This is a genomic window from Arthrobacter sp. NPDC055585 (assembly GCF_053619115.1).
In genome coordinates this window covers 1-23,115 of record NZ_JBSHIT010000014.1, presented here as the reverse complement: position 1 = coordinate 23,115, position 23,115 = coordinate 1, and the positions used below count along the sequence as shown (strand labels likewise).

15 protein-coding genes and 1 tRNA gene are annotated in these 23,115 nt (G+C 66.6%); 9 read left to right on the top strand and 7 right to left on the bottom strand.

The genetic code is table 11. From position 1 onward, the window contains the following. Nucleotides 1–130: 130 nt before the first annotated feature. Nucleotides 131–940, bottom strand: a complete 810-nt coding sequence (locus tag ACWGQ2_RS17825) for an exonuclease domain-containing protein (protein ID WP_452019579.1) — start codon at nucleotides 938–940, stop codon at nucleotides 131–133. Nucleotides 941–1,010: 70 nt separating this feature from the next. On the opposite strand from ACWGQ2_RS17825, the gene ACWGQ2_RS17820 reads away from it, so the two are divergent. The 3 genes from ACWGQ2_RS17820 to ACWGQ2_RS17810 are packed head-to-tail and all read left to right on the top strand — an operon-like array spanning nucleotide 1,011 to nucleotide 8,139. Next, a complete protein-coding gene (locus ACWGQ2_RS17820; RefSeq protein ID WP_452019578.1) occupies nucleotides 1,011–1,427 on the top strand; it encodes an MGMT family protein in 417 nt (138 codons plus the stop codon). After that, nucleotides 1,424–4,678 carry an ATP-dependent helicase gene (locus tag ACWGQ2_RS17815; protein ID WP_452019577.1) on the top strand — a complete coding sequence of 1,085 codons (3,255 nt, stop codon included), beginning with the start codon at nucleotides 1,424–1,426 and terminating at the stop codon, nucleotides 4,676–4,678. Before ACWGQ2_RS17820 ends, ACWGQ2_RS17815 begins: the two co-directional genes overlap by 4 nt. After that, a complete protein-coding gene (locus tag ACWGQ2_RS17810; RefSeq protein ID WP_452019576.1) occupies nucleotides 4,675–8,139 on the top strand; it encodes an ATP-dependent helicase in 3,465 nt (1,154 codons plus the stop codon). The genes ACWGQ2_RS17815 and ACWGQ2_RS17810 overlap by 4 nt, the downstream gene beginning before the upstream one ends. Nucleotides 8,140–8,212: 73 nt before the next feature. Here ACWGQ2_RS17810 and ACWGQ2_RS17805 read toward each other — a convergent pair whose 3' ends face one another. The 4 genes from ACWGQ2_RS17805 to ACWGQ2_RS17790 all read right to left on the bottom strand — a co-directional run bounded on the left by ACWGQ2_RS17805 (nucleotide 8,213) and on the right by ACWGQ2_RS17790 (nucleotide 11,790). Then, entirely contained in the window at nucleotides 8,213–8,905 is a 693-nt protein-coding gene (locus tag ACWGQ2_RS17805) for a hypothetical protein (RefSeq protein ID WP_452019575.1), read from the bottom strand. After that, nucleotides 8,905–9,828 (bottom strand): ABC transporter ATP-binding protein, encoded by a 924-nt coding sequence (locus tag ACWGQ2_RS17800; RefSeq protein ID WP_452019574.1) that lies wholly within the window; start codon nucleotides 9,826–9,828, stop codon nucleotides 8,905–8,907. The genes ACWGQ2_RS17805 and ACWGQ2_RS17800 overlap by 1 nt, the downstream gene beginning before the upstream one ends. After that, the gene (locus tag ACWGQ2_RS17795; protein WP_452019573.1) at nucleotides 9,825–10,205 is read right to left on the bottom strand and encodes a GntR family transcriptional regulator; all 381 of its coding nucleotides are present in this window, start codon (nucleotides 10,203–10,205) and stop codon (nucleotides 9,825–9,827) included. The genes ACWGQ2_RS17800 and ACWGQ2_RS17795 overlap by 4 nt, the downstream gene beginning before the upstream one ends. 157 nt (nucleotides 10,206–10,362) lie before the next feature. Continuing rightward, nucleotides 10,363–11,790: a macrolide 2'-phosphotransferase gene (locus ACWGQ2_RS17790; RefSeq protein WP_452019572.1), complete on the bottom strand. Its 1,428-nt coding sequence runs from the start codon at nucleotides 11,788–11,790 to the stop codon at nucleotides 10,363–10,365. Between the two features lie 152 nt (nucleotides 11,791–11,942). Between ACWGQ2_RS17790 and nudC the strand changes: the two genes are divergently transcribed. After that, nucleotides 11,943–12,899 (top strand): NAD(+) diphosphatase, encoded by a 957-nt coding sequence (gene nudC / locus ACWGQ2_RS17785; protein WP_452019571.1) that lies wholly within the window; start codon nucleotides 11,943–11,945, stop codon nucleotides 12,897–12,899. Beyond that, nucleotides 12,896–15,019 carry an ATP-dependent DNA helicase UvrD2 gene (locus tag ACWGQ2_RS17780; RefSeq protein ID WP_452019570.1) on the top strand — a complete coding sequence of 708 codons (2,124 nt, stop codon included), beginning with the start codon at nucleotides 12,896–12,898 and terminating at the stop codon, nucleotides 15,017–15,019. Before nudC ends, ACWGQ2_RS17780 begins: the two co-directional genes overlap by 4 nt. A 26-nt stretch (nucleotides 15,020–15,045) precedes the next feature. Here the strand turns inward: ACWGQ2_RS17780 and ACWGQ2_RS17775 are convergent, their stop codons facing one another. Beyond that, the gene (locus ACWGQ2_RS17775) at nucleotides 15,046–16,110 is read right to left on the bottom strand and encodes a ThiF family adenylyltransferase (RefSeq protein WP_452019569.1); all 1,065 of its coding nucleotides are present in this window, start codon (nucleotides 16,108–16,110) and stop codon (nucleotides 15,046–15,048) included. Between the two features lie 123 nt (nucleotides 16,111–16,233). On the opposite strand from ACWGQ2_RS17775, the gene ACWGQ2_RS17770 reads away from it, so the two are divergent. Next, on the top strand, nucleotides 16,234–16,806 hold the full coding sequence (locus ACWGQ2_RS17770; protein WP_452019568.1) for a M48 metallopeptidase family protein: 573 nt from the start codon (nucleotides 16,234–16,236) through the stop codon (nucleotides 16,804–16,806). On the opposite strand, the gene ACWGQ2_RS17765 is transcribed toward ACWGQ2_RS17770, so the two are convergent. Further along, nucleotides 16,803–18,266, bottom strand: coding sequence for a zinc-dependent metalloprotease (locus tag ACWGQ2_RS17765; RefSeq protein ID WP_452019567.1), 1,464 nt, complete (start codon nucleotides 18,264–18,266; stop codon nucleotides 16,803–16,805). The genes ACWGQ2_RS17770 and ACWGQ2_RS17765 overlap by 4 nt on opposite strands. A 263-nt stretch (nucleotides 18,267–18,529) precedes the next feature. Here ACWGQ2_RS17765 and ACWGQ2_RS17760 point away from each other — a divergent pair, with 263 nt between their 5' ends. The 3 genes from ACWGQ2_RS17760 to ACWGQ2_RS17750 all read left to right on the top strand — a co-directional run bounded on the left by ACWGQ2_RS17760 (nucleotide 18,530) and on the right by ACWGQ2_RS17750 (nucleotide 23,028). Further along, on the top strand, nucleotides 18,530–19,660 hold the full coding sequence (locus ACWGQ2_RS17760) for a YlbL family protein (RefSeq protein ID WP_452019566.1): 1,131 nt from the start codon (nucleotides 18,530–18,532) through the stop codon (nucleotides 19,658–19,660). A 251-nt stretch (nucleotides 19,661–19,911) separates the two neighbouring features. After that, nucleotides 19,912–22,902 carry a UPF0182 family membrane protein gene (locus ACWGQ2_RS17755; RefSeq protein ID WP_452019565.1) on the top strand — a complete coding sequence of 997 codons (2,991 nt, stop codon included), beginning with the start codon at nucleotides 19,912–19,914 and terminating at the stop codon, nucleotides 22,900–22,902. A 49-nt stretch (nucleotides 22,903–22,951) separates the two neighbouring features. Continuing rightward, a tRNA-Met gene (locus ACWGQ2_RS17750) sits at nucleotides 22,952–23,028 on the top strand. The last annotated feature ends 87 nt before the right edge of the window (nucleotides 23,029–23,115 follow it).

Here is a 23,115-nt window from a genome sequence, read left to right as displayed (position 1 = left end):
CGCGTGACACGGGGCGCTCAAGGGCGCCCGGGCGCCATCAGCGCCTGACACTGTCGTGAATATGTCAATGTTACGCGGGCGGGCCCGCGTACCTGAAATCCGCCGGGTCTGCTCCGGACGCGCTGCCGGACTACCGCGGTGCGAGTTCGAGCACCAGCTGGCCGTCCGCTTCCTCTGCCAGGACTGGAACGGCTGCGGCCGGCACCGGTTCGAGCTGCACCGCAGCGGGCACATGCGGGACGGGAGCATCCACCGGCGCCGGCTTCAGCGGCCAGGTGCCGTCGATGACTGCCTCGGGATCACGGCGGCGGAGGTAAGTCTGGAAGCTGGCCGCCTGTTCCGCTGCCCACTGCACCTGCAGGGCGTGCAGTGTGCCGGCGTCCTGCGCCATCACCGGGAAGGCACGGGCGACGGCGGCGCCCACGGCCAGAGTGGCCATGACGTCAGCGGCGGACGTGTGGGCATTTTCGAAGGCCACGCAATAGTGTTCGGCCATGGCCGTCAGGGTGCGCTTGCCGCGCCGGAAACGGTCCGCCTGCTTGTCCATGATGTAGGGGTCGATCACCGGGAACGGCACCGGGGACGTACAGCCGTGGCGTTCGGCTTCGCGGGCCAGGACAGTGAAGTCATAGGAGGCATTGAACGCCAGGACCGGGATCCCGGCAGCGAAGGTGTCTGCCAGCACGGCGCTGATCTGCCGGACAGCCTCGGCGGCACTGATCCCCTCACTGCGGGCCTTTTCGGTGCTGACCCCGTGGATTGCCGCTGCTTCGGCCGGGATCTCGACGCCGGGGTCCACCAGCCATTCGTGGTGGGAAAGGACGCTCCCGGATCCGTCAACCAGAATGATCGAGGCGGTGACAATGCGCGCCAGCTGGGGATCCCGCCCCGTGGTTTCCAGGTCGAAGGATGCTCGGGGGAGTTCGTGCCAGCTCAACATGTAATCAAACCTACCGGCGGGCACCGACATTACCCGGAATCAGCGCGCCGGGCCTCGCTAAGCTGGAACCATGCGGGAGGACTATTCGGAGGCGGTGCTCGCCGTCGCCGCGCTCATTCCAGCGGGCCGGGTGCTGGCATATGGAGATATCGCGGAGCTGCTGGGCTCGGGCGGGCCCCGCCAGGTGGGCTCGGTGCTGGCCCGTTCCGGCGGTTCAGTGCCGTGGTGGCGGGTGATCCGCTCATCCGGCCAGCCGCCGGCCTGCCACGGTCACCGCGCCTGGAAACACTATCTTCAGGAAGGCACCCCGTTGAGAGGGCAGGTTGAACCGGACGGATCAGGGTACCGCGTGAGTATCCGCGAGGCCCGCTGGCAGCCGGAGGACCCGGACTGGACCGTTCTGGATGCCCTGCGGCAGCAGCTTGCCGACGCCGGGATGCGGTCGAATCCGGCAATGTCACCGGGGCATGGTGAAGTGGAGGCATGAGCATCAACCTGCGGCTTGTCCCGCCCGCGGCTGCCGGCCTGCCCGCACCGCGCCTGAGCGCCGACCAGCGCGCCGCCGTCGAGCGTCCTGCCGGGAAGGGTCCGTTGCTGGTCCTGGGCGCGCCCGGCACCGGCAAATCAACTGTTCTGGTTGAAACCGCAGTTCAGCGCATCGAGCACGCTGGACTCGATCCGGCTGGTGTCCTGCTGCTGGCGCCCTCCCGTCTGGCAGCGGCGGCGCTGCGCGACGCGCTTTCCGCCCGGCTTGAACGCACCATCAGCGCCGCACCGGCACGGACCTGGGCCTCCTACGCCTTTGACGTGATCCGCCGTGCCAAGGCGGAAGGCCTGCTGCCGCACGTTACCCGTGCGCCCAAGCTGCTCTCCGGCGCCGAGCAGGACGTGATCATCAAGGAACTGCTGGCCGGCCACGGCCAGAACGGGGTGCCGCAGCTGCCCTGGCCCGAATCCCTTTCCCTGGCGCTGGGCACCCGCGGCTTCCGGCAGGAGATCCGCCAGCTGTTCGACCGCGTGATCGAACTGGGCCTGGCACCGGCGGACCTCGAAGACCTCGGACACCGTTACGGCCGGCAGGACTGGGTGGCCGCTGCCGCGCTGTACGGCGAGTACCGGGACATCCTGGATCTGAGAATGCCCGAAGCCTTTGACCCGGCCGGAATCATCACCACGGCCACAGACATCCTCCTTTCCGAACCGGCGTTCCTGGCTGCGGAACATGACCGGCTCCAGCTGGTCCTCGCCGACGACCTGCAGGAAGCCAACGGGGCCATCCACCGGTTGCTGGGAGTGCTGGCCCGGGACCGCGACGCCGTGGTCACCGCCAGCCCTGACACAGTCGTCCAGGGGTTCCGCGGCGCCCGTCCCGAACTCCTCGGGAGTCTCGAGGATGAGCTTGGCGCTGAACTGCAAACCGCAGTGCTCACCACCCAGCACCGGATGGCCGGGCCCGTGGCTGCCGCCTGGCACCGGACCGCTTCCCGCATCTCCGTGGTCCCGGGCCTGGTGCCGGCACGCACGGCCGCCGGCCGTCCGGATACCGGCCCTGCGGACAACGACGCCGGCCCTGCGGACAATGAGGTTCCCGCCTCGGCAACGGCGCATGTGGTGGACTCACCCATGCATGAGATGCGCTACGTGGCCCAGCGGATCCTCGAGGAGCAGCTGCTGCACGGCCGTCGCCTGGAAGACATCGCCGTGATCGTACGCACCGGCGGCCAGCTGGCCCGTATCCAGCGCTACCTCATCAGCCAGGGCATCGAGGTGCGGGTGCCGGTCGCAGAGAAAGCAGTCCGCGACGAAGCGGCCGTGCGGCCGCTGCTGGATGCCTTCTCCGTGGTGCTTGACCCCGATCTCCTGACTCCGGAACTGGCTGTTTCGCTGCTGACCTCACGGATCGGCGGAGCCGGTTCCCTGGACCTGCGCCGGCTGCGGCAGGCCCTGCGCCGCGAAGAACTCCGTGCCGGGGGCGGACGCAGCTCCGACGCCCTCCTGGTGGAAGCCCTGGTGGACCCGCTCTCCGACTCCGGACTGGCGCTGGCTGGACTGGGCTGGGAAGCCGGTGCCGCGAAACGGCTGGCCGCCATGCTGCGTGCCGGACGGCAGGCGGCGGAGCAGCCCGGCGCCAGCGCCGAGACCGTGCTGTGGGCCTTGTGGTCCACCTCCGGATGGTCCAAGAAGTGGGCAGAAGCCGCCCTCTCCGGGGGATCCGCCGGTCTTCGGGCAGACCGGGACCTGGACGCGATCATGGCCCTGTTCCAAACAGCCGAACGCTATGTGGACCAGCTGCCCGGCTCCACTCCGGAGCAGTTCCTGGACTACCTGACCAGCTCCGAGCTGCCGATGGATACCCTGGCGGCACGGGCGCAGCAGCGCGACGCCGTCGAGCTCCTCACCCCGGCCAGTGCCGCCGGCCGCGAATGGCCGGTAGTGATCGTCGCGGGCATTCAGGAAGGCATCTGGCCCAATCTCCGGCTGCGCGGTGAGCTGCTTGGCAGCGGCGACCTGGTGGCAGCTGTCGAATTCCCGGATACCGATTACCGCAGGGCCCGCAGCCCGCAGACACTGATGCAGTCAACCCGCTACGACGAACTGCGCAGCTTCTCCACCGCTCTCTCCCGTGCCCGGGACGTCCTGATCTGCACGGCAGTGTCATCGGAAGACGAGCAGCCGTCCCAGTTCCTGGACCTGGTGGATCCGCTTCCCGACGGCGTGGCTGTGCGGCCACGCACAGAGGTCCTGCGGCCGCTGACGCTGCGCTCCCTGGTGGCGGAACTGCGGGCCCACGCCCAGCAGGCGGAGATCCACCCCGAGGACGCCCGGGAAGCTGCGCAGCACCTGGGCCGTATGCTCCGGCACCCGGTCCCGGTGCCCGGGGCCCATCCGCGCCAGTGGTGGGGCCTGCTGCCGCTCTCAAGCACCGGACCGGTGCTCCCGCCGGATGCTCCCATCCCGGTCTCACCCTCGAAGGTCGACGCCGTAACGAAGTCACCGCTGAGCTGGTTCGTTTCGGCAGTTGGCGGGGAACAGGCCACCGACTTTGCCCGTTCCCTGGGAACGCTGGTGCACGCGATTGCCCAAGAGATGCCCGATGCGACAGGCACGGAGTACACGCAGGAACTGCGGCGCCGCTGGCCGTCACTGGGAATGAAGGATTCCTGGGAAGGCAAAATGGACCTCAAACGGGCCGAGGCCATGGTCGGCAAACTGGCCGAGTACGTGATTGAGATGCGCAGGGGCGGGCGAAGCCTGGTCGCCGTCGAGAAGGACTTTGAAGCCTCGATTCCGGTGGAGGTCCGCGGTGCCGTCCGGACAGCCCTGCTGCGCGGACAGATTGACCGGCTGGAACAGGACGCCGCCGGACGGGCGTACATCGTGGACCTCAAGACTGGAAAATCTGCTCCCAAAAAAGCCGATCTGGAAGGACACCCGCAGCTGGCCGCTTACCAGGAAGCCGTCCGCCAAGGTGCCCTGGAGGATATACCGGCTGTGCCCGGCGGCGCGGCCCTGGTGCAGCTGGGCACTACCTCCAAGGGGGTCTCCGTTCAGGAACAGCCTCCGCTGGGGGAAGAAGACAGGAGCGCCCTGGCCATGATCGAGGAAGCAGCGGCCCTGATGTCCGACGACAAGTTCGATACCGTCCATGATCCTGCGCGCAGCGGCTACGGAGGCCACGGCTGCCGTCTGCCGGAGATCTGCCCGCTGTGCACCGAAGGAAAGCAGGTCACTGAATGACGCTGGATGTAAGCGGCAGCGTGGAGACTGACGCTCATTTCGTGCCGCAGTACTCCGCACGTCAGCTGGCTGAAATGCTGCATGACGGCCCGCCGGAGGAGGTGCAGTATCCCACGGCGGCCCAGCAGGAGATCATCGAGGGGCCGCTGGAGCCGCTGCTGGTGGTGGCCGGTGCCGGGTCCGGCAAGACCAAGACCATGGCGGACCGTGTGGTCTGGCTGGTCGCGAACAAGCTCGTGGCCCCGGAGCAGATCCTGGGCGTCACCTTCACCCGCAAGGCCGCCGGTGAGCTGGCCAGCCGGATCCGCGGCCGGCTGCGCCTGCTGGAACGGAAACTGGGAGAGGAAACCAAAGACGCCCAGCTCGAGGCAGCAGTATCCACCTACCACTCCTACGCCAACGGCATCGTGAACGACTACGGCCTGCGGATCGGCGTCGAGCGGGATTCGGTGATGCTGGGAGGCGCCCAGTCCTGGCAGCTGGCCAATGAGGTGGTGGAGGCTTACACCGGGGACTACGAACACTTCACCGCCGCCAAGTCCACGCTGGTGAACGCCGTCCTGCAGATGGCCTCGGAATGCTCCGAACACCTGCTGACCCCCGCGCGGGTGCGCGCCGAGATCCAGAACCAGCTGGAGCAGGTGCTGGCGCTGCCGTACCAGGCGGGCAAAACAAAGGCAGCAACCAAGGGTGTGCGTGACCTGGTCGCCAAGCTCCAGACACGCATCTCCGTGACGGAACTTGTGGAGGCCTACCAGCGGGCCAAGGCCGAACGCCGGCAGCTGGACTTCGGCGACCTGGTGGCGCTTGCCGCCACCATCGCCGAGGAGATTCCCGAGGCCGGGGAAATGGAGCGGGCCAAGTACAAGGTGGTGCTGCTGGACGAATTCCAGGACACGTCCCATGCCCAGATGGTGCTGTTCTCCACCTTGTTCGGGAACGGTACCCCTGTCACAGCCGTCGGCGATCCGCACCAGTCCATCTACGGATTCCGCGGTGCCTCGGCCGGACAGCTGGGAACCTTCCGCGAGCACTTCCCGCGGCTGTTGCCTGACGGCGGCCGGACACCGGCCGGTGTTGCCAACCTGTCCGTGGCCTGGCGGAACTCCACCTCAATCCTGGCTGCCGCCAACGCCGTCTCCGGGCCGCTGAACAAACCGGCGCCCTGGCCCGGAGCCAGAACGCCCCTGGACGTTCCCGAACTCCAGGCCAAGCCAAAACCTCCGGTGGGGGACGTGTACCTGGGCCGGTACCTCAGCGAGAAAACCGTGACTCTCCCGGACGGAACCGTGAGTGTGGGGGAAGCCGAGGCCCTCGCCGCCCAGATCGCCAATGTCCGTGCGCAATGGTTCAGGCACCCCAGCCATGAGACGGACGGTCGGGGCAACGCCCTGCCGCCGACGGTGGCGGTGCTGTGCCGAGGCAAAAAGCAGTTTGATCCCATCCGCCGGGCGCTGGAAGACCTGGGCATTCCGGTGCAGATCGTCGGTCTGGGCGGACTGCTTTCAACCCCGGAGATTGTCGACCTCCTCGCTGTCCTGCGGGTCCTGAGCGACCCCGGGCGCTCCGATTCGATGCTCCGCATCCTCGCGGGAGCGCGCTGGCGCATTGGTCCGGCGGACCTGATGGCGCTGGCAGACTGGTCCAGGCACCTCGTCCGGGTGCGCGAACGCGCCATGAGCGTCCGGGAGATCGCGGACGTACACGGACCCGACGAAGGCGGTGCCGCCGTTATCGAAACCGACCTTGCGGAGGCTGGCAGCCTGGTCGAGGCAGTGGATTACCTGCCAAAGGAGGGTTGGACCTCCAGTGCCGGCCGCTCGCTCACACCGGAGGGACTCGCACGCCTGTCAGCGCTGCGCGATGAGCTGCGCGAACTTCGCGCCTACGTAGGAGAAGACCTCACGACGCTCATCGGCGAAGTGGAGCGGCGGATCCTGCTGGACATCGAGGTCGCCGCGAAACCGGGCATCAGCATCCACGAATCCCGGCGGAACCTGGACGCGTTTATCGACGCCGCGGCAACCTTCAGCGCCTCGGCGGACCGTGTGGACCTCGCAGCGTTCCTGGCCTGGCTGGAAGTGGCGGACGAGGAAGAGAACGGGCTTCCCGTCACGGCCCTGGAAACCTCACGGGAAGCTGTCCAGCTGCTGACCGTGCACGCCTCCAAGGGCCTGGAATGGGATGTGGTGGCTGTGCCCGGCCTCTCCGAAGGCCAGTTCCCGAATGACAAGGACTCACGCTGGAGCAGCGGCAACGCCGCAGTTCCGTGGAACCTCCGCGGTGACGGTCCGGATCTGCCCCAGTGGGACTGGGAACAGCCGGACCAGAAGTCCTGGCTGGATGCAGAGAAACTCTTTGCGGACGACGCGCGTGCACACGCGGAGCGTGAAGAGCGGCGCCTTGCCTACGTGGCGTTCACCCGTGCGAAGGACATTCTCTTCTGCACCTCCAGCGCCTGGGGCGGAGGCAGGAGCAAACCCACTGAGGCCTCGCGCTACCAGCTTGAGCTCTACGAACTGGGCAAGACCGGCGCTCCCGGCTTCCACCTGCTCTCCTGGCTGGAACCGGAAGACCAGGGGGACGAAAACCCGGCCAACGCCGTCACTGAACGGGCCAGCTGGCCGAAGGATCCGCTGCCGGCCCAGCGGCGGGCAGCCATGGAAGCCGCAGCCTCCGCTGTCCTGGCCGCGGCTGCGGCCCCGGCCCAGACGGAGCTTGGCCGGGATGACACCGCCGCCGGCGGGCAAGCCGGCGCTGGAGATACCGGCGTCTTCGAACCCCGGCGCTGGGGACGGGACGTTGAACTTGTCCTGGCCCGGCACCGTGCTCCGGACGAGGTCATGGAAGTGGAGCTGCCAGCCCACATTTCCGCCTCAATGCTGGTTGACCTCCAGGACGATCCTGAGGCTGTGACCCGGCAGCTGCGCCGTCCGGTTCCGCGCGAACCCGGAATGGCGGCACGGAAGGGAACGGCGTTCCATGCCTGGATCGAGGAGTACTTCGGCCGCAGCGGCATGCTGGACATGGACGAATACCCCGGTGCAGCGGACGCATACGTTGACGAGGCCTATCAGCTCGAAGACATGGTCGCCACGTTTGAGGCCTCGGAGTGGGCGTCCCGGACGCCGGCCTACATCGAAGTGCCCGTTGAAACCCGCGTGGATTCCGTGGTGGTCCGGGGACGGATCGACGCCGTTTTCCAGGACGAGGACGGCGGCTGGGACCTGATCGACTGGAAGACGGGGGCTCCGCCTTCCAGGGACAAACTGGCGGTCCGCTCCGTGCAGCTGGCCGCCTACCGCCTGGCGTGGTCCCGGCTGAAGAACGTGCCGTTGGAGAAAGTGCGGGCAGCGTTCTACTACGTCGCGGCGGATAAGGTCATTCGCCCCCACAACCTGCTGGGGGAAGCCGAACTTGAACGGATCATTATCGACTCGGCAGGACAGGGAAAACCCTAGAACACAGCAGCGCCGCCGTCCGGATGGACAGTGGCGCTGCTGTGTTTTCGGGGATCCTGTGTTTTCGGGAATCCTAGGGGGTGGCCCGCCGCAGCGTCCCGTAGGACCCGGCGGCCAGGACTACACCGCCGAGCAGGAGCCAGCCGGCCAGCGAGAGCGGGGTGAGTCTGAGGAACCAGGCCCAGACGTCCGGCCAGGACTCGGTCCACGTAGCCGCAGCGACTCCGGCAAGAATCACCAGCGCGAAGACGATCAGTGCGGTCACGAGGCCGAGCATCCGCCACCGCTGGTAGACGGTCGCGAACCAGAACCCGAACATAAAGAGCAGGATGGTCAGGGCGAAATAGAGCAGGATCTGCGCGTACCATGCGGCCTCGGCGATCCATGGCAGGGCGAAAATATGTCCGTCCACGCCCCAGCCGTTAGTAGCCTGTTCGACCAGTCCGAGCAGCCAGTACACCACACCGACGCCGAGCGACAGTGCTGAGTACAGGCCCAGCGTTCCCAGATAAAAGGAACGCCGGCTCACGCTCATCGCCTGGGAGAACGGGAAAGTCAGCATCATGGCCTGTACCCCGACCGCCAGGAAGTACCACATGAGCGCTTGGCCGGAGAACGCCAGGCGGGTGGAACCATCGTCGTTGGGGACAAGGGCGAGGATGCCCAGTGCGAGCAGGGTTGAGGCGCCCAGGACGATGCCCGGGACGCCCAGGTAGATCCACTTGTTCACCATCTGCATACGGGCGACTGCCAAGGCGCGGTTCATTACGCCACCTCCACGTTCTGACTGGATTCGGCCGGGGAGCCGTAGTGTTCGTTGGCTTTGAGGGTCCTGCGGATAATCAGCTGCTGCAGCGACACAGGTGCCAGTTCCAGACCCATCCGGACGGCGCGTTCCCTGTCACCGGGCGCCAGCGGTGTATCGACGGTGACTGAGGCCAGGGCGCCGAGGCCTTCCCGGTGCAGCACCGGCCGCCCGGCAACGAATTCCTCCACCGCCGAGGACTTGCCGGCCACGGCGAAGGCGGAACCGGTGATGGCTTCCACCTCGTCATCCATCACGATGCGGCCGCGGTCAATGACGATCACGTGCTCCAGCAGGTTGGCCACCTCATCGATCAGGTGCGAGGACAGGATGATGGTCCGCGGGTGGTCAGCGAAGTCTGTCAGCAGCCGGTCGTAGAAGAGCTGCCGGGCCACAGCGTCCAGGCCGAGGTACGGCTCGTCGAAGAAGGTCAGTTCTGCCCGCGATGCCAGTCCGATGATGACACCCACGGCGGAGAGCTGGCCCCGGGAGAGCTTCTTGATCCGGTGTTTCCGGGGATTGGGCAGCTGGAAATCCTCCAGCAGCCGGTCCGCCAGCACCCGGTCCCAGTTCGGGAAGAACAGGGCCGCTGCGTCCAGGGCATTCCGGACGGTGAACTCGTCAGGGTATTTCTGGGATTCGCGGACGAAGCAGAGACGGGAGAGGATGTGCTCGTTTTCGAACGGGTTTCCGCCGAAGACCCGGACTTCGCCGGAGGTAGCGAACCCCTGGGCGGTCAGGATGGACATCAGAGTGGTTTTCCCGGCGCCGTTGCGTCCAAGAAGCCCGTAGATGCGGTTGGGGGCAATGTCGAGTGTGACGTTGTCCAGTGCGGTCTGGTCCTTATAGCGGCGCGTTAGCCCGCGGGTTTCTATGACGTTCATGGTGCCGGGGTCCCTTCGTGTTCAGCGGCACTGCGTTGGATAAGGGCGGTGAGTTCCTCCAAGCCGATCCCGAGCTTCCGGGCTTCCAGTTGGAGGGGCTGGACAAACTGGCGGTAGAACTGCTCCTGGCGTTTGGCCAGGACGGCTTGCCGGGCGCCGGGCGCGACGAACATTCCGATGCCGCGGCGCTTGTAGAGGAGGCCCTCGTCGACCAGAAGGTTTACTCCCTTGGCAGCCGTGGCTGGGTTGATCCGGTAGAACGCTGCGAACTCATTGGTAGAAGGAACCTGTCCCTCCTCCGGGAGCACCCCGTCCAGGATGTCCCCTTCGATCCGTTCGGCGATCTGCTGGAAGATCGGCTTGCTGTCATCGATCACTGGATCCCGCTTCAGCTTGGCTGGTTCATTACTTGACTAACTAACCATAGAACCGGGCCAGTGGTCAAGGGAAGGAGCGAAACCATCCTGGAAACCGTCCCGGGACGCAAAAGAGCCCGCCTGCATCAGCAGACGGGCTCCGGGGGCCGGAAGGAGATTAGCGGGCCTTGGCGTCTTTCGTAACGGCGGCAGGGTCTGCTGCGGCAGCAGCATCGGTCTGCATGACGGTAACCGGAATAGCCGACGTGGCCGGCTCAGTCTCCGGCGTCCCTTCCGTGGCATGTTCGAGGGGTTCGGCCGGATCCTTGGCTTCTGGCTTGACCTTGCCCTGAATTTCCGCGGGCCTGTCAGCCGTCCCTGCAGGAGCGGCCGGCGCCGCGGCGTCCGGTTTCGGTGAATCCTCCGGTGCTTCGGAATCCGAAGCCTGCGTTGGCGGCACGGCGGCAGGTTCTGCCCCGGACGCCACCGCAGGTGCGGCCGGCACTGCTGCCGGTGCCGCGACGGGTGACGCAGCGGGAATCGGCATCACACTTACCTTGCCTGCGCCGTTTTCCGCGGCGGGTCCGGTCCGCACGGTGCTGGTGCCAACGCCAACGCTGGTGCTGGTGCCCGGCGCGGGCGAAACCGGGGGCGCAGGAGCTGCTGCGGCTTCGGCCTGCGCAGCGGCAGCTTCCTGCTCGAGGATGTCCGCTTCCAGTGTGGCCAGCATTTCCTCGGCTTCCTCGACCATCGACTGGTTCTCAGCAGCCAGTCCGCGCACCAGCCACTGGGCCAGCGCGAACTCCGCGGAGAGGGCGGCGCGGCGGATAAGGTGCGGATCAACGGCGTCGGGCCGGGCGGCCACGTAGGCGCTGTGGACCGTATCCGTGAACTCGGAGTTGTTCGCGGCAATGAGCCAGGCAAAGTCGTCCGCCGGGTCACCAATGCGCAGGTCGGTCCAGCCGTTCACCGCGCTGATCCGTTCGCCCGAAATCAGCAGGTTGTCCTCATGCAGGTCTCCGTGGACCACCGTGGGGCTGAACCGCCAGAGGCCAACGTCCTCCAGTGCATGTTCCCAGCGGCGCAGCAGGGTGGCAGGGATTTTGCCGGTAGTGGCAGCCTGGTCCAGTTCGTTGAGCTTGCGCTGGCGGAATTCATTGGCGGTGTAGCTGGGCAGGTCCGCATTGTTCACCAGTGACTGCGGCAGCGCGTGGATGGCTGCCATGGTGCGGCCGATGTCCGCTGCCAGGTCCTTGCCGCCGTCGGCGAGTTCGTCGATGTCCCGGGTGGAGCCGGGCAGGTGCGAATACACAAAAGTGCACAGCTGCCCCAGCCGGACCGTGCCGGCGACGTAGGGCAGGGCGAAGGGCAGTTCGGCCCTCACCGCGGGCACAAAAGCGCGCAGCACCAGCAGTTCGGTCTCCAGGCGCATGCTGGCTTCCACGTGCTTGGGGGAACGCACCCGCCACTGCTTGCCGGCGTCGTCCACCAGGAGTGCGGAGTCGAAGTCCGCGGCGTCGTCGGGCGAACCGGCCACGCCGGTAAGCGCCAGCGCCGGTACGGCGGCGCTGGCCAGGGCTGCCAATTCCATGGGTGTGCGTTTCACACCTTCAACCGTAGGGGCAGATGTGTCGGGAGTAACCCATAGGCACCGGCGAGTCGGAAGAGCGTGAGGAAAAACTCAGGGTTCGGGGCTCCGGTATCCACCGGCAGCGGACGGCTTTCTGATTGGGGTCCCGAAGTAAGTACGGTAGGGGTATGAGCAGTCCATTACGCACGCCAGACTCCCCGCAGCTTGGACGGCTACCGCTTGCCCGCGGCGCCATTGACCGCGGCAGTGAGCGCAGGAACTCCGAGGATCTCTTCGAGACCGTCGGAGCCCTGGAAACCACCCGCGTTATGTACTTTTCCCGGGGCAAGGCCCTCGTCCGGGACGAAGCGCTGGTGCTGGATCCTGTTGGGCCGGACGGATTCGGCGCGGAGCCGGTATATCTCGGCCGCACGCTGGAGGACGGCTCGGTTCCCTCCGGCGCGGACATCGTCATGGTGACCCTGCCCGAACCGGACCCGGGAATGGAGAACGACGGCGCCCGCTGGGCAGGGCTGCGCGACGTCGCTGTCACGCTTGGATCCCTGGATGCGGGACTGTTCGTTGAGGCGTGCGCGGTCGCGAACTGGCATGCCACGCATACCCACTGTCCGCGCTGTGGTGCGCCCACCCGGATGGAGCAGGGCGGATGGGTCCGCCGCTGCACCGAAGACGGCAGCCAGCATTTCCCCCGCACGGACCCGGCCATCATTGTGGCCATCACGGATCCCGCTGACCGCATCCTGCTGGGCCGCGCGGCTGCCTGGCCGGGCAACCGCTACTCGACCCTCGCCGGTTTCGTTGAGCCGGGGGAGTCCCTGGAAGCAGCGGTGATCCGCGAGGTAGCGGAGGAATCCGCCGTCATAGTCCGGAACCCGCAGTACCTTGGATCCCAGCCCTGGCCGTTCCCCTGCTCGCTGATGCTCGGTTTCTGCGCTGAGGCAGACGGCACCGAGCCGCAGGCCGACGGCGTCGAAATGGCTGACGTGCGCTGGTTTACGCGCAAGGAGCTCACCGATGCAGTGGCAGCCGGGGAAATCGGTATTCCCTCTTCCATCTCCATCGCCCGGAACCTGATCGACCGCTGGTACGGCGGGCCGGTTCCGGAACCGGAGGGCGGACAGTGACCACGGATACCCTTGAAGCGCGTATCCTCGCCGGGCTCGACGACGAGCAGCGGGAGGTAGCCACCACACTGAGCGGCCCGCTCTGCGTCCTGGCCGGGGCCGGGACCGGCAAGACCCGAGCCATCACGCACCGTATGGCCTACGGCGTCCATTCCGGCCTCTACAAACCACAGCAGGTGCTGGCGGTAACCTTCACCGCCCGTGCCGCCGCTGAGATGCGCACCCGGCTGCGGGACCTCGGAGCAGGGGGAGTCCAGGCCAAGACCTTCCACGCCGCAGCCCTGAAGCAGCTGCAGTACTTCTGGCCGCAGACCGTAGGAGGCCCGCTGCCCGGCCTCCTGGACCACAAGGCCCAGCTCATCGCCGAGGCAGCCCGGCGGCTGCGGCTTTCCACGGACCGCGCGGCCATCCGCGACGTGGCAGCCGAAATCGAATGGGCCAAGGTCTCCATGCTGACCCCGGACAGCTACGTACGTGCCGCGGCCGGCCGTGACGCACCAGCCGGCTTCGATCTCACGACCGTGTCCCGCATCTTCCAGTCCTATGAAGACGTGAAAGTGGACCGCAACGTCATCGACTTCGAGGACGTGCTCCTGATCATCGTGGGCATCCTGCAGGAGGACCAGCGGGTGGCCGCAACCGTCCGTGACCAGTACCGCCACTTTGTGGTTGACGAGTACCAGGACGTTTCCCCGCTCCAGCAGCGCCTGCTGGACCTGTGGCTGGGGGAGCGGGACGAGCTCTGTGTGGTGGGCGACGCCAGCCAGACCATCTACTCCTTCACGGGAGCCACCTCACGGCACCTGCTGGAGTTCACACACCGCTTCCCCGGAGCGGAGGTTGTGAAGCTGGTTCGTGACTACCGTTCCACACCGCAGGTGGTGAACCTCGCGAACCGGATCCTGGCGGCGCGCACGGCTGAGGGAGAGCGCTCGCGGAACGCCCCGCCGTGGCCGGAACCGCTTGAACTCATTGCCCAGCGCCCCACGGGCCCGGAGCCTGTCTTTACCGAATGCTCCGACGACGAGGCTGAGGCGGCACATGTTGCCGCACGCATCCGCAAGCTGCTTGACGACGGCGTCGAGGCGAGCCAGATCGCCGTCCTGTTCCGTACCAACGGGCAGTCGGAGGCCTACGAGCAGGCTCTGGCCAGCGCCGGAATCGGCTACCAGCTGCGCGGCGGCGAGCGGTTCTTTGCCCGCCGCGAAGTGCGTGACGCGATGCTGCAGCTGCGCGCAGCCGCCCGTTCTGTAGGCAGCGAGCCGGTGCCGCAGCTGGTGCGGGATATCCTGGCAAACCTCGGTTACACGGCAGACCCGCCTGCCGGCGGAGGAGCCACCCGTGAGAAGTGGGAATCGCTGGCAGCGCTCGTTGCGCTGGCTGACGAACTTCATGCCAACCGCACCCTGGACCCGGACAGCATTTTCACCCTGGCGGATTTCACCGCGGAACTTGAGGAACGGGCCGCCGCCCAGCACGCGCCGAAGGTCCAGGGCGTGACCCTGGCCAGCCTGCACTCGGCCAAGGGCCTGGAATGGGACGCCGTGTTCCTGGTGGGGCTGAGCGAAGGGCTGATGCCGATTTCCTTCGCGGACACGCCCGAGGCCGTCGATGAAGAGCGGCGCCTGCTGTATGTGGGCATCACCCGCGCCCGGGTGCACCTGTCCCTGTCCTGGTCCACGGCCCGTACCCCCGGCGGACGGGCCAACCGAAAACCTTCCAGGTTCCTGGACGGACTGCGGCCGAATACTGCCCGCGACGCCGGCACGCCCCGGCAGGTGCGGCCGGCACGGAAGAAAGTCACGGGACCGGCCAAGTGCCGGGTCTGCGGCAGCCTGCTGACCACCGGGGCAGAGCGGAAAATGGGCCGCTGCGGGGACTGCCCTGCGACGTATGACGAAGCTACGTTTGAGGCGCTGCGTGAGTGGCGGCGTGAAGCAGCCAGCGAAGCCGGGATTCCGGCCTTCGTTGTGTTTACCGACGCGACCCTCGTAGCCATTGCCGAGGACAAGCCGCCGACGCTGAACCGGCTGGCGACAATTCCCGGCGTGGGACCGTCAAAGCTGGAACGCTACGGCGAGGCAGTCCTGCAGGTGCTGGCGCAAAGCCCGCAGCTCTAGGCCGGTTGTCCCGGGACAGCCCGCATTCAGGCAGCCTCGACTTGTGCTGACTGCAGCCGGCATCCGCAGTCGGGGTGGAAACCGAGCGGCTCCAGGCCAACGTGGCCGTCCGCGGCACGCAGCTGCAGGACGGCGGACCACGTGACCGGCTGGGCGACGCCGTCAATAAAGCACAGTGCCTGACCCGCTGCCGCGGCAGCTGCAAGTGCGGCGGATGCGGTTTCCTCACCTCCGGGACCGGGCGGCGGCTCCGGCGGGGGAGTCCCGGCAGCCGGTCCGGCTGCCGGGGCATACCAGCCGGGATCAGAGTCTCCCCGGTGCCGGTCCAGACAGCCCAGGCACGGGGTCGATCCCGGAACGACCAGCGGGCCCACCTGGTAGCCGTACTGCTGCACGGACACGGCCAGATGCGGCTGCTCGAGCTGGTCCCCGGGCAGTGTACGCAGCGGTGCGGGCTTTTCCGAGGCGAGGACCGCCAGATCGACGGCGGCAGTCCGCACCCCGCCGGACGGCCAGGGGACCGGCAGGACACGAACTGTTGGATCAATCCGGTAGAGCTGGCGTTTCACCGCCTGGTAGCGCGGCATCCCGATGTCCGTGAGCGCATACGACGGTCCCACATCGCTTTGAGACACGACGCCGCCGTCACCCAGCAGTACAGTGCCCACACCCGCAGCGGCGAGGATCCGGGCGGTCAGCGCCCCGCACCGGCCCAGGCCCAGTACCTCCACAACGGCGTTGCCGCGCAGGGCGAGGGCGTCCAGCGCATCCCGTCCGTAGACGGCAGAGAGGCGTTCTCCGTCGGGCCGGAGCCGTTCCTGGCGCAGCGGCGGAAGCAGCGGCCGGCTGCCCGGATGGGCCAGCAGAACCGGAGCCAGTACCTGCACCAGCTGCTCCACCCGCCGCGCATCGATGCCCGCAGCGGTGCCTGCGGCGGACTCTTCGCCGTCCGGGACGCCGTTGCGCAGCGAGCTGATGAAGTCAAGGTCGGCGCCCGTGAGCCCGGCCAGGAGCAGGGCGCCCTCGCCGAGCCCGAACTGGCGCCGGTCGGTGCCAAGGTCCAGGACGTAGATGCCCGGGTTGATCCGCATGCCGGTCTCCTCTGGGTGTGGGATGTGCGCGTGCCGGGGCACCATGTAAGCACGTCCGGACCGGCGGGTCCCGGGTTTTCCACAGGTTTCAAAAGCCTGTGCCGGGCAGAATAATGTGGAGATATGCCTTCTGCGTCCGTCCCCGCCACCACCCGAGCCGGGTTGCCCATCGAAGTACGGCGTTCGGCGCGCCGGAAGAGGACCGTGAACGCCGTGTTCCGCGACGGCGTCGCCGTCGTGTCCATTCCTGCACACTTCACCAAAGCCCAAGAAGCCGAATGGGTCCAGCGGATGGTCGACAAACTCGAAACCAGGACCGCAGCAGCCCCTGCCGCTGATCCGGCCGAGGCCGATTCAGGGCTTGCCGAACGCGCTGCGGAGCTGTCCCGGCGCTACCTCAACGGCGCAGCACGGCCCGTGTCAGTGCGCTGGGTAAGCAACCAGAATTCGCGCTGGGGCTCGGCGACGCCCGCGCGGGGAACCATCCGGCTCTCGGACAAGCTGATCGGCATGCCCGCCTGGGTGGTGGACTACGTGGTGCTGCACGAGCTGGCACACCTGCTTGAGCCCTCCCACGGACCGAAGTTCTGGCGGCTGCTCGAGTCCTACCCGCACACTGAAACTGCGAAGGCCTATCTGTCCGGGGCGGCCTATGCCAGCGCCCGCGGACTCAAGGGTGAAATGTCAGAAGGCTAGGCCGAGGGCCCGCCCTTGCCGGGTTCCTGGCCGTCTTCGCCGTCTTCAGCGGACTTGTCCCCGCCGTCTGTGCCTTCTTCCGGGGTGGAGGCCGAATCGCCGTCTTCCTCCGTGTCCGCCACGGGCTCGTTGAAGCCGCCTTCCAGCAGGCGCCGCAGGGCCGCATCGACGTCGGAATCGGAAGCATCGAGCAGTTCACGCCGCTTGCCGAAGCCTGCGGGATCATTCAGGTCCTCGGCGGTAGGCATCAGGTCCGGGTGCTGCCAGATGGCGTCCCGGCCGTCGATGCCGCGCTCGTCGCGAAGCTGGGACCACAGCGCGGAGGCGTCCCGAAGCCGGCGCGGGCGCAGTTCCAGTCCCACCAGGGAAGCGAAGGTGTGCTCAGCCGGTCCGCCGCTTGCCCGGCGCCGGCGGATCATTTCCCGCAGCGCTGCAGCGGAGGGAAGATTCGACGTCGCGGCTGCGGTGACCTCGTCCACCCATCCTTCAACCAGGGCCAGCGCAGTTTCAAGACGCTCCAGCGCTGCTTCCTGGGCGGGGGTGCGCTCCGGCTGGAAGACGCCCCCGGCCAGGGCTTCCTGAATCGACTCCGGATTGGCGGGATCGATGTCCCGGGCTACTTCCTCGATCTTGGACATGTCGATGTGGATGCCGCGGGCGTAGCTCTCAATGATGCCGAACAGATGCGGTGCAAGCCACGGAGCATGGGCGAACAGGCGGGCGTGGGCAGCTTCCCGGACGGCGAGGTAGAGCCGGACCTCGGTGTCGGGGACGTCCAGGCCTTCGCCGAAAGCGGCAACGTTGGCGGGCAGCAGTGCCATGGTGCCCTCCGAGAGAGGCAGGCCAATGTCAGTGGAGCTCAGCACCTCGCGGGAAAGAGCACCGACCGCCTGGCCGAGCTGGATACCGAACATGGCTCCGCCCATATTCGCCAGCATGGAGGAGGCCCCGCCCATCATGGACTTCATCTCTTCGGGCATCTGGGTGGTGATGGCGTTGGACAGTGCCTGGGAGATGCTCACAGCCACGGGTTCGGTGAGCCGGCGCCAGGAATCCATGGTCGCTTCAACCCACTCTGCACGGGACCAGGCCCTGCCGAGCGTGGTGGTCGAGGGAAAGTCAGTCACCGGATCGAGCCACATCTGTGCCACATGGAGGGCCTCATCGACCTCGCGTGCCTGGCCGGGGGTGACGGACGGATCCCCGCCTGCAGCGGCGACGCGCCGGGCATTGTCCTTGGCCAGCTGCCAGTTGACAGGTCCCTCGGACGGAGCGCTGAACATGGCCTGGACCTGCTGGAAAATCATTGCCATTGCATTCGGATCCGACGGCAGGCCCGCTGCCTTGGCCAGCTCCTGCGGATCAAGGCCGCCCGCCTGGCCGCCGCCGAAGAGGCGGGCCAGCATCTCGGACAGCGGATCCTGGGGAGTGTCCCCGTGGTCAGAGGGATTTGAGCTCATGGGTACCACCGGTCCTGTGGAAGTTCTAGTGCATGGGCAGCCAGTGGGTCACCGGCTGCGTGGATTCCAACGTTACCGGCACCGGCAGGGCACTGTCCCGCATTCTCGGGACACGTTCGCTGTTGGCAAAGGAGCACGTGGGAGAATGTCCCAAGACTTCGTGTACGTTTCGGCGCAGCCCTGACGTTCAGCGGGGCACAAGCATCTTCCACCGTCCGGCCGCGGCCGGGCTCCGGCCATGCGCCGCAGGAAAGGACAGCCGATTGCGTTCTCCGAACGACGACCCCTCCGCAGGAACCGGATCCATGGGGGCGGGCACTGGGACCCCGGTTCCCGCGAAGCGGCCTGCGCAGCGCTCTCCCCGCAGGCGCGCGCTGCTGTTCTCAGGCAGCACCGCACTGGTTCTTGGAGCTGCCGGGCTGGTGATCCCGGCGCCCTACGTCCTGGAGTCGCCCGGTCCCACCTTCAACACCATCGGGGAAATCGGTGAAAGCCCCCTCATCACCATTGACGGTGAGCGGACCTACCCCACGGCGGGCGAGCTGGCCCTGACCACCGTGTACGTCTCCGGCGGACCCAACGGTGCAGTGAACATGGGTGAGGTAGTCGCCTCCTGGCTGAACCCGGAAGACGCGGTGCTTCCGGTGGACTTCGTCTACCCGCCCGGGACCACCCGAGGAGAAATCCAGGAAGGCAACGCCGCCGCGATGACCTCCTCCCAGGAGTCAGCGGTTGCTGCTGCCCTGGACCAGCTGGAAATCCCCTTCACGGAGGAACTCTCCGTCGCCGGAATCATGGAGGACGCGCCGGCCGGGGGAATCCTGGAAACCGGGGACATCCTGCTCTCGGTGGACGGCAGGAAGGTGATGGGCGTCGAGTCCCTGCGGCAGTCCCTGAACGAGACCGACGGCGCTGCCGCCCGGATTACCGTCCGCCGGGACGGGGAGGAGCAGACCTTTGAGGTGACGCCGGTGCTCGGGGAGAACGGCACGTACCAGATGGGCGCCTACCTCAGTATTGATTTCACGTTCCCGTTCGAGGTCCAGATTGCCCTCGAAAACGTTGGCGGTGCTTCTGCTGGAATGATGTTCGCTTTGGGGATCATCGACAAGCTGACCCCCGGAGAGCTGACCGAAGGGCGGAACTTCGCGGGAACCGGAACCATCGACGCCGACGGACAGGTGGGTCCCATCGGCGGCATCGAACAGAAAATGGTCGGAGCTGCCGGTTCCGGAGCCGAGTTCTTCCTGGCACCCGCTGCGAACTGCGACGAAGTCAGAGGGAACATCCCGGAGGGGCTCGACGTCGTCAGCGTCCAAACCCTGGACCAGGCGCTCACTGCCGTCGAAACACTCGCAGCGGGAAAGGGGACTGAGGGACTCTCCCGCTGCTGACGGAGGAAAACCGGACGGCGGGCGCGGAAAAACGCCGGATCGAATCACGATCCTAATAAGGTTCGGGCCCCGTTGCCCGATAAGTGGCCGTGCACGGGATTAACAGGGCAGAATAAGGAACCACGGCAAGAAACGGGCAGGCCGTCGGACAGAGGGGTCGTACGTTGCTTCGATACGGAGGCAACAGAGAAACCACAGTCGCCGAGCTGCCGCAGGTGCCGTGAGCCGACGTACCGAACGATGAGGTAACTGTGACTTCCGGACCTAATGGCCCATTCTCCCAACCGAGCCCCAGCACCACCCGTCGGCGGCGCAGCCCGCTGATTGCCACCCTGATCGTCGTAGCAGTACTGGTGATCGGGTTTGTCTACTTTTCCCAGGTGTACGCTGACGTGCTCTGGTACAACCAGCTTGGCTTCCTTGAAGTCTTCGTCAAGGAAAACCTGACCCGGATCGCCCTGTTCGCGGCCGCCTTCCTGGTCATGGCAGTCTGTGTGTACTTCAGCATCCGCGCGGCCTACTCATCCCGGCCGATCTACGCTCCGGACAGCGCGCTGCAGGACAACCTGAACCGGTACCAGGCCCAGCTTGAGCCGGTCCGCAAGCTCCTGATGATCGGCATTCCCGTCGTCGTCGGCGGTTTCGCCGGCACCGCAGCCATGGCCATGTGGGAACAGGCTCTGCTGTTCTTCAACCGCAAGGACTTCGGGCAGACCGACCCCGAGTTCAACATGGACTTCAGCTTCTACCTCAACACGCTGCCGTTCATCGGTTTCATTGTCGGCTTCCTGATCTCCGTCGTCGTGATCAGCGGCATCGCGGGCCTGCTGACGCACTACCTCTACGGCGGCATCCGTCTGGAGGAAAAGGGCGTCTTCGTCAGCCGTCCGGCGCGCATCCACATTGCCGTCATTGCGGCATCCTTCCTGCTGCTGCAGGCCGCCAACTTCTGGCTGGACCGCTACAACACCCTGCTGAGCACCTCCGGAAAGTGGACGGGTGCCCTGTACACCGACGTCAACGCGGTCATTCCCACGAAGTCGATTCTTGCGGTTGCGTCCATCATCGTGGCGCTGCTCTTCATTGTGTCCGCCATTATCGGCCGCTGGCGCCTGCCTATCATCGGCACGGCCATGCTGGTCATCACCGCGATTGTCGCCGGCGGCGTCTACCCCTGGATCGTCCAGCGCTATCAGGTTGTTCCGTCCGAGCAGACGCTTGAGCGCGAGTACGTCCAGCGCAACATCGACCTGACCCGCGAGGCCTATGGGCTCGCGGACACAGAAGTCATGGACTACGACGCGACCGTGGACGCCAACGCCGGCGCCCTCGCTGCAGATGCCGGCACCACCGCCAACATCCGCCTGTTGGACCCGAACGTCGTCTCTGATGCCTTCGGTCAGCTGCAGCAGTTCCGCCAGTACTACCAGTTCCCGGAGACGCTGAACGTTGACCGCTACGACATTGACGGCGACATCCAGGACACGGTCATCGCCGTCCGTGAGCTCAACATCAACGGCGTCCCCGACGGTTGGGTGAACGAACACATCCTCTACACCCACGGTTACGGCGTGGTCGCTGCCCGCGGCTCCACCGTCCAGGCTGACGGCAAGCCCAGCTTCATGGAATCCGGCATCCCCTCCACGGGTGTGCTGGGCGACTACGAGCCGCGGGTCTACTTTGGCGAGTCCTCCCCGGATTACTCCGTGGTCGGCGCTCCCGAAGGCGCCGCACCGGTGGAGATCGACCGGCCGCAGACCGGCAACGCTGAGGACGACACCCAGACCACCTTCTCCGGTGATGGCGGACCCAGCGTCGGCAACCTGTTCAACCAGCTGGTCTACGCCATCAAGTTCCAGTCCACCGAACTGCTGCTCTCGGACTTCGTCAACGAAGAGTCCCAGATCCTCTACGACCGCGATCCCCGCGAACGCGTGGAGAAGGTTGCTCCGTACCTGACGGTGGACGGAAACGCCTACCCCGCCGTTGTTGACGGCCGGGTCAAGTGGATTGTGGACGGCTACACCACCAGCCGTTACTTCCCGTACTCCACCCAGCAGGAACTGGCATCGGCCACTACTGACTCCCTGACCGGCGGCGCCTCGGCTGCCCTGCCGGCGGACCGGGTGAACTACATCCGCAACGCGGTCAAGGCCACCGTGGATGCCTACGACGGTTCTGTCACCCTGTACGCCTGGGACGACGAGGATCCGCTGCTGAAGGCTTGGCAGGACGTCTTCCCGTCCACGCTGAAGCCGTACAGCGACATGTCGGCAGACCTCATGGCTCACGTCCGCTACCCGGAGGACCAGTTCAAGGTCCAGCGTGAGCTGATGGGCCGCTACCACGTCACCGATGCCGAGTCCTTCTACCAGAACGACGACGCGTGGTCGGTTCCGTCCGATCCGACCCGGACGAACTCCGACGTCAAGCAGCCTCCGTACTACCTCTCGCTGCAGATGCCGGGGCAGGACAGCCCGGCATTCTCCCTGACGACGCCGTTCATCCCGTTCGTGGACCAGAGCGGCGAAGCCCGCAACGTGCTTTACGGCTTCCTCGCGGCAGACGCTGACGCCGGGACGGGCAATGACGGCGAGAAGGCGGAGTCCTATGGAACACTCCGGCTGCTCGAACTCCCAACTGATACCGCAGTGCCCGGCCCGGGCCAGGCACAGAACCGGTTCAACTCGGATCCGACAGTTTCAAACGCCTTGAACCTGCTGCGCCAGGGTGCCTCTGAAGTCATCAACGGCAACCTGCTCAGCCTGCCGGTCGGCGGCGGCATGCTCTATGTGCAGCCCGTCTACGTGCAGTCCTCGGGTGCGTCCTCGTACCCGACACTGCAGCGCGTCCTGGTGAACTTCGGTGAACGCGTCGGATTCGCTCCGACCTTGGACGAAGCACTCGACCAGGTGTTCGGCGGCGACTCGGGAGCCGTGACCGGCGATCAGGAAAACGTCGGCAACACGCCGGACGACGGAACCACTCCGGCACCGTCTGAAACCACGGCCCAGGCCGACCTGGAGACTGCACTGTCTGACGCCGGTGCCGCCATCCAGGAAGGACAGGAAGCCCTGGCCAACGGTGACTTCGCAGCCTACGGCGCAGCGCAGGACAAGCTGAACGCAGCAATCCAGCGGGCCATCGGGGCCCAGGACCGCATGGCCGGTGCAGCTGCGGGAGCAGCCGACGGATCCGGCGACGAGGGCACCGATTCGGGCCAGGAGAACTCCGGCGAGTAACACGGTGAGTTGCGGCTCCACCCCGCGGACGGTAGAGTAGATACCGCGCCGCGGGGTGGAGCAGTTCGGTAGCTCGCTGGGCTCATAACCCAGAGGTCGCAAGTTCAAATCTTGCCCCCGCAACCAAGAGATAAGACCCCAGTCCGGGTTTCCGGACTGGGGTCTTCTTTTGTGCATGGACACGAAAATGCAGCAGGCCGGCGCCCCTCGGGG

Excerpts from the sequence above, each read along its gene's own strand:
- ACWGQ2_RS17810 (WP_452019576.1), top strand. The coding sequence starts at position 4,675 with ATGACGCTGGATGTAAGCGGCAGCGTGGAGACTGACGCTCATTTCGTG.
- ACWGQ2_RS17775 (WP_452019569.1), bottom strand. The coding sequence starts at position 16,110 with ATGCGGATCAACCCGGGCATCTACGTCCTGGACCTTGGCACCGACCGG.
- ACWGQ2_RS17815 (WP_452019577.1), top strand. The coding sequence starts at position 1,424 with ATGAGCATCAACCTGCGGCTTGTCCCGCCCGCGGCTGCCGGCCTGCCC.
- nudC (WP_452019571.1), top strand. The coding sequence starts at position 11,943 with ATGAGCAGTCCATTACGCACGCCAGACTCCCCGCAGCTTGGACGGCTA.
- ACWGQ2_RS17765 (WP_452019567.1), bottom strand. The coding sequence starts at position 18,266 with ATGAGCTCAAATCCCTCTGACCACGGGGACACTCCCCAGGATCCGCTG.
- ACWGQ2_RS17800 (WP_452019574.1), bottom strand. The coding sequence starts at position 9,828 with ATGAACGTCATAGAAACCCGCGGGCTAACGCGCCGCTATAAGGACCAG.
- ACWGQ2_RS17820 (WP_452019578.1), top strand. The coding sequence starts at position 1,011 with ATGCGGGAGGACTATTCGGAGGCGGTGCTCGCCGTCGCCGCGCTCATT.
- ACWGQ2_RS17825 (WP_452019579.1), bottom strand. The coding sequence starts at position 940 with ATGTTGAGCTGGCACGAACTCCCCCGAGCATCCTTCGACCTGGAAACC.
- ACWGQ2_RS17805 (WP_452019575.1), bottom strand. The coding sequence starts at position 8,905 with ATGAACCGCGCCTTGGCAGTCGCCCGTATGCAGATGGTGAACAAGTGG.
- ACWGQ2_RS17770 (WP_452019568.1), top strand. The coding sequence starts at position 16,234 with ATGCCTTCTGCGTCCGTCCCCGCCACCACCCGAGCCGGGTTGCCCATC.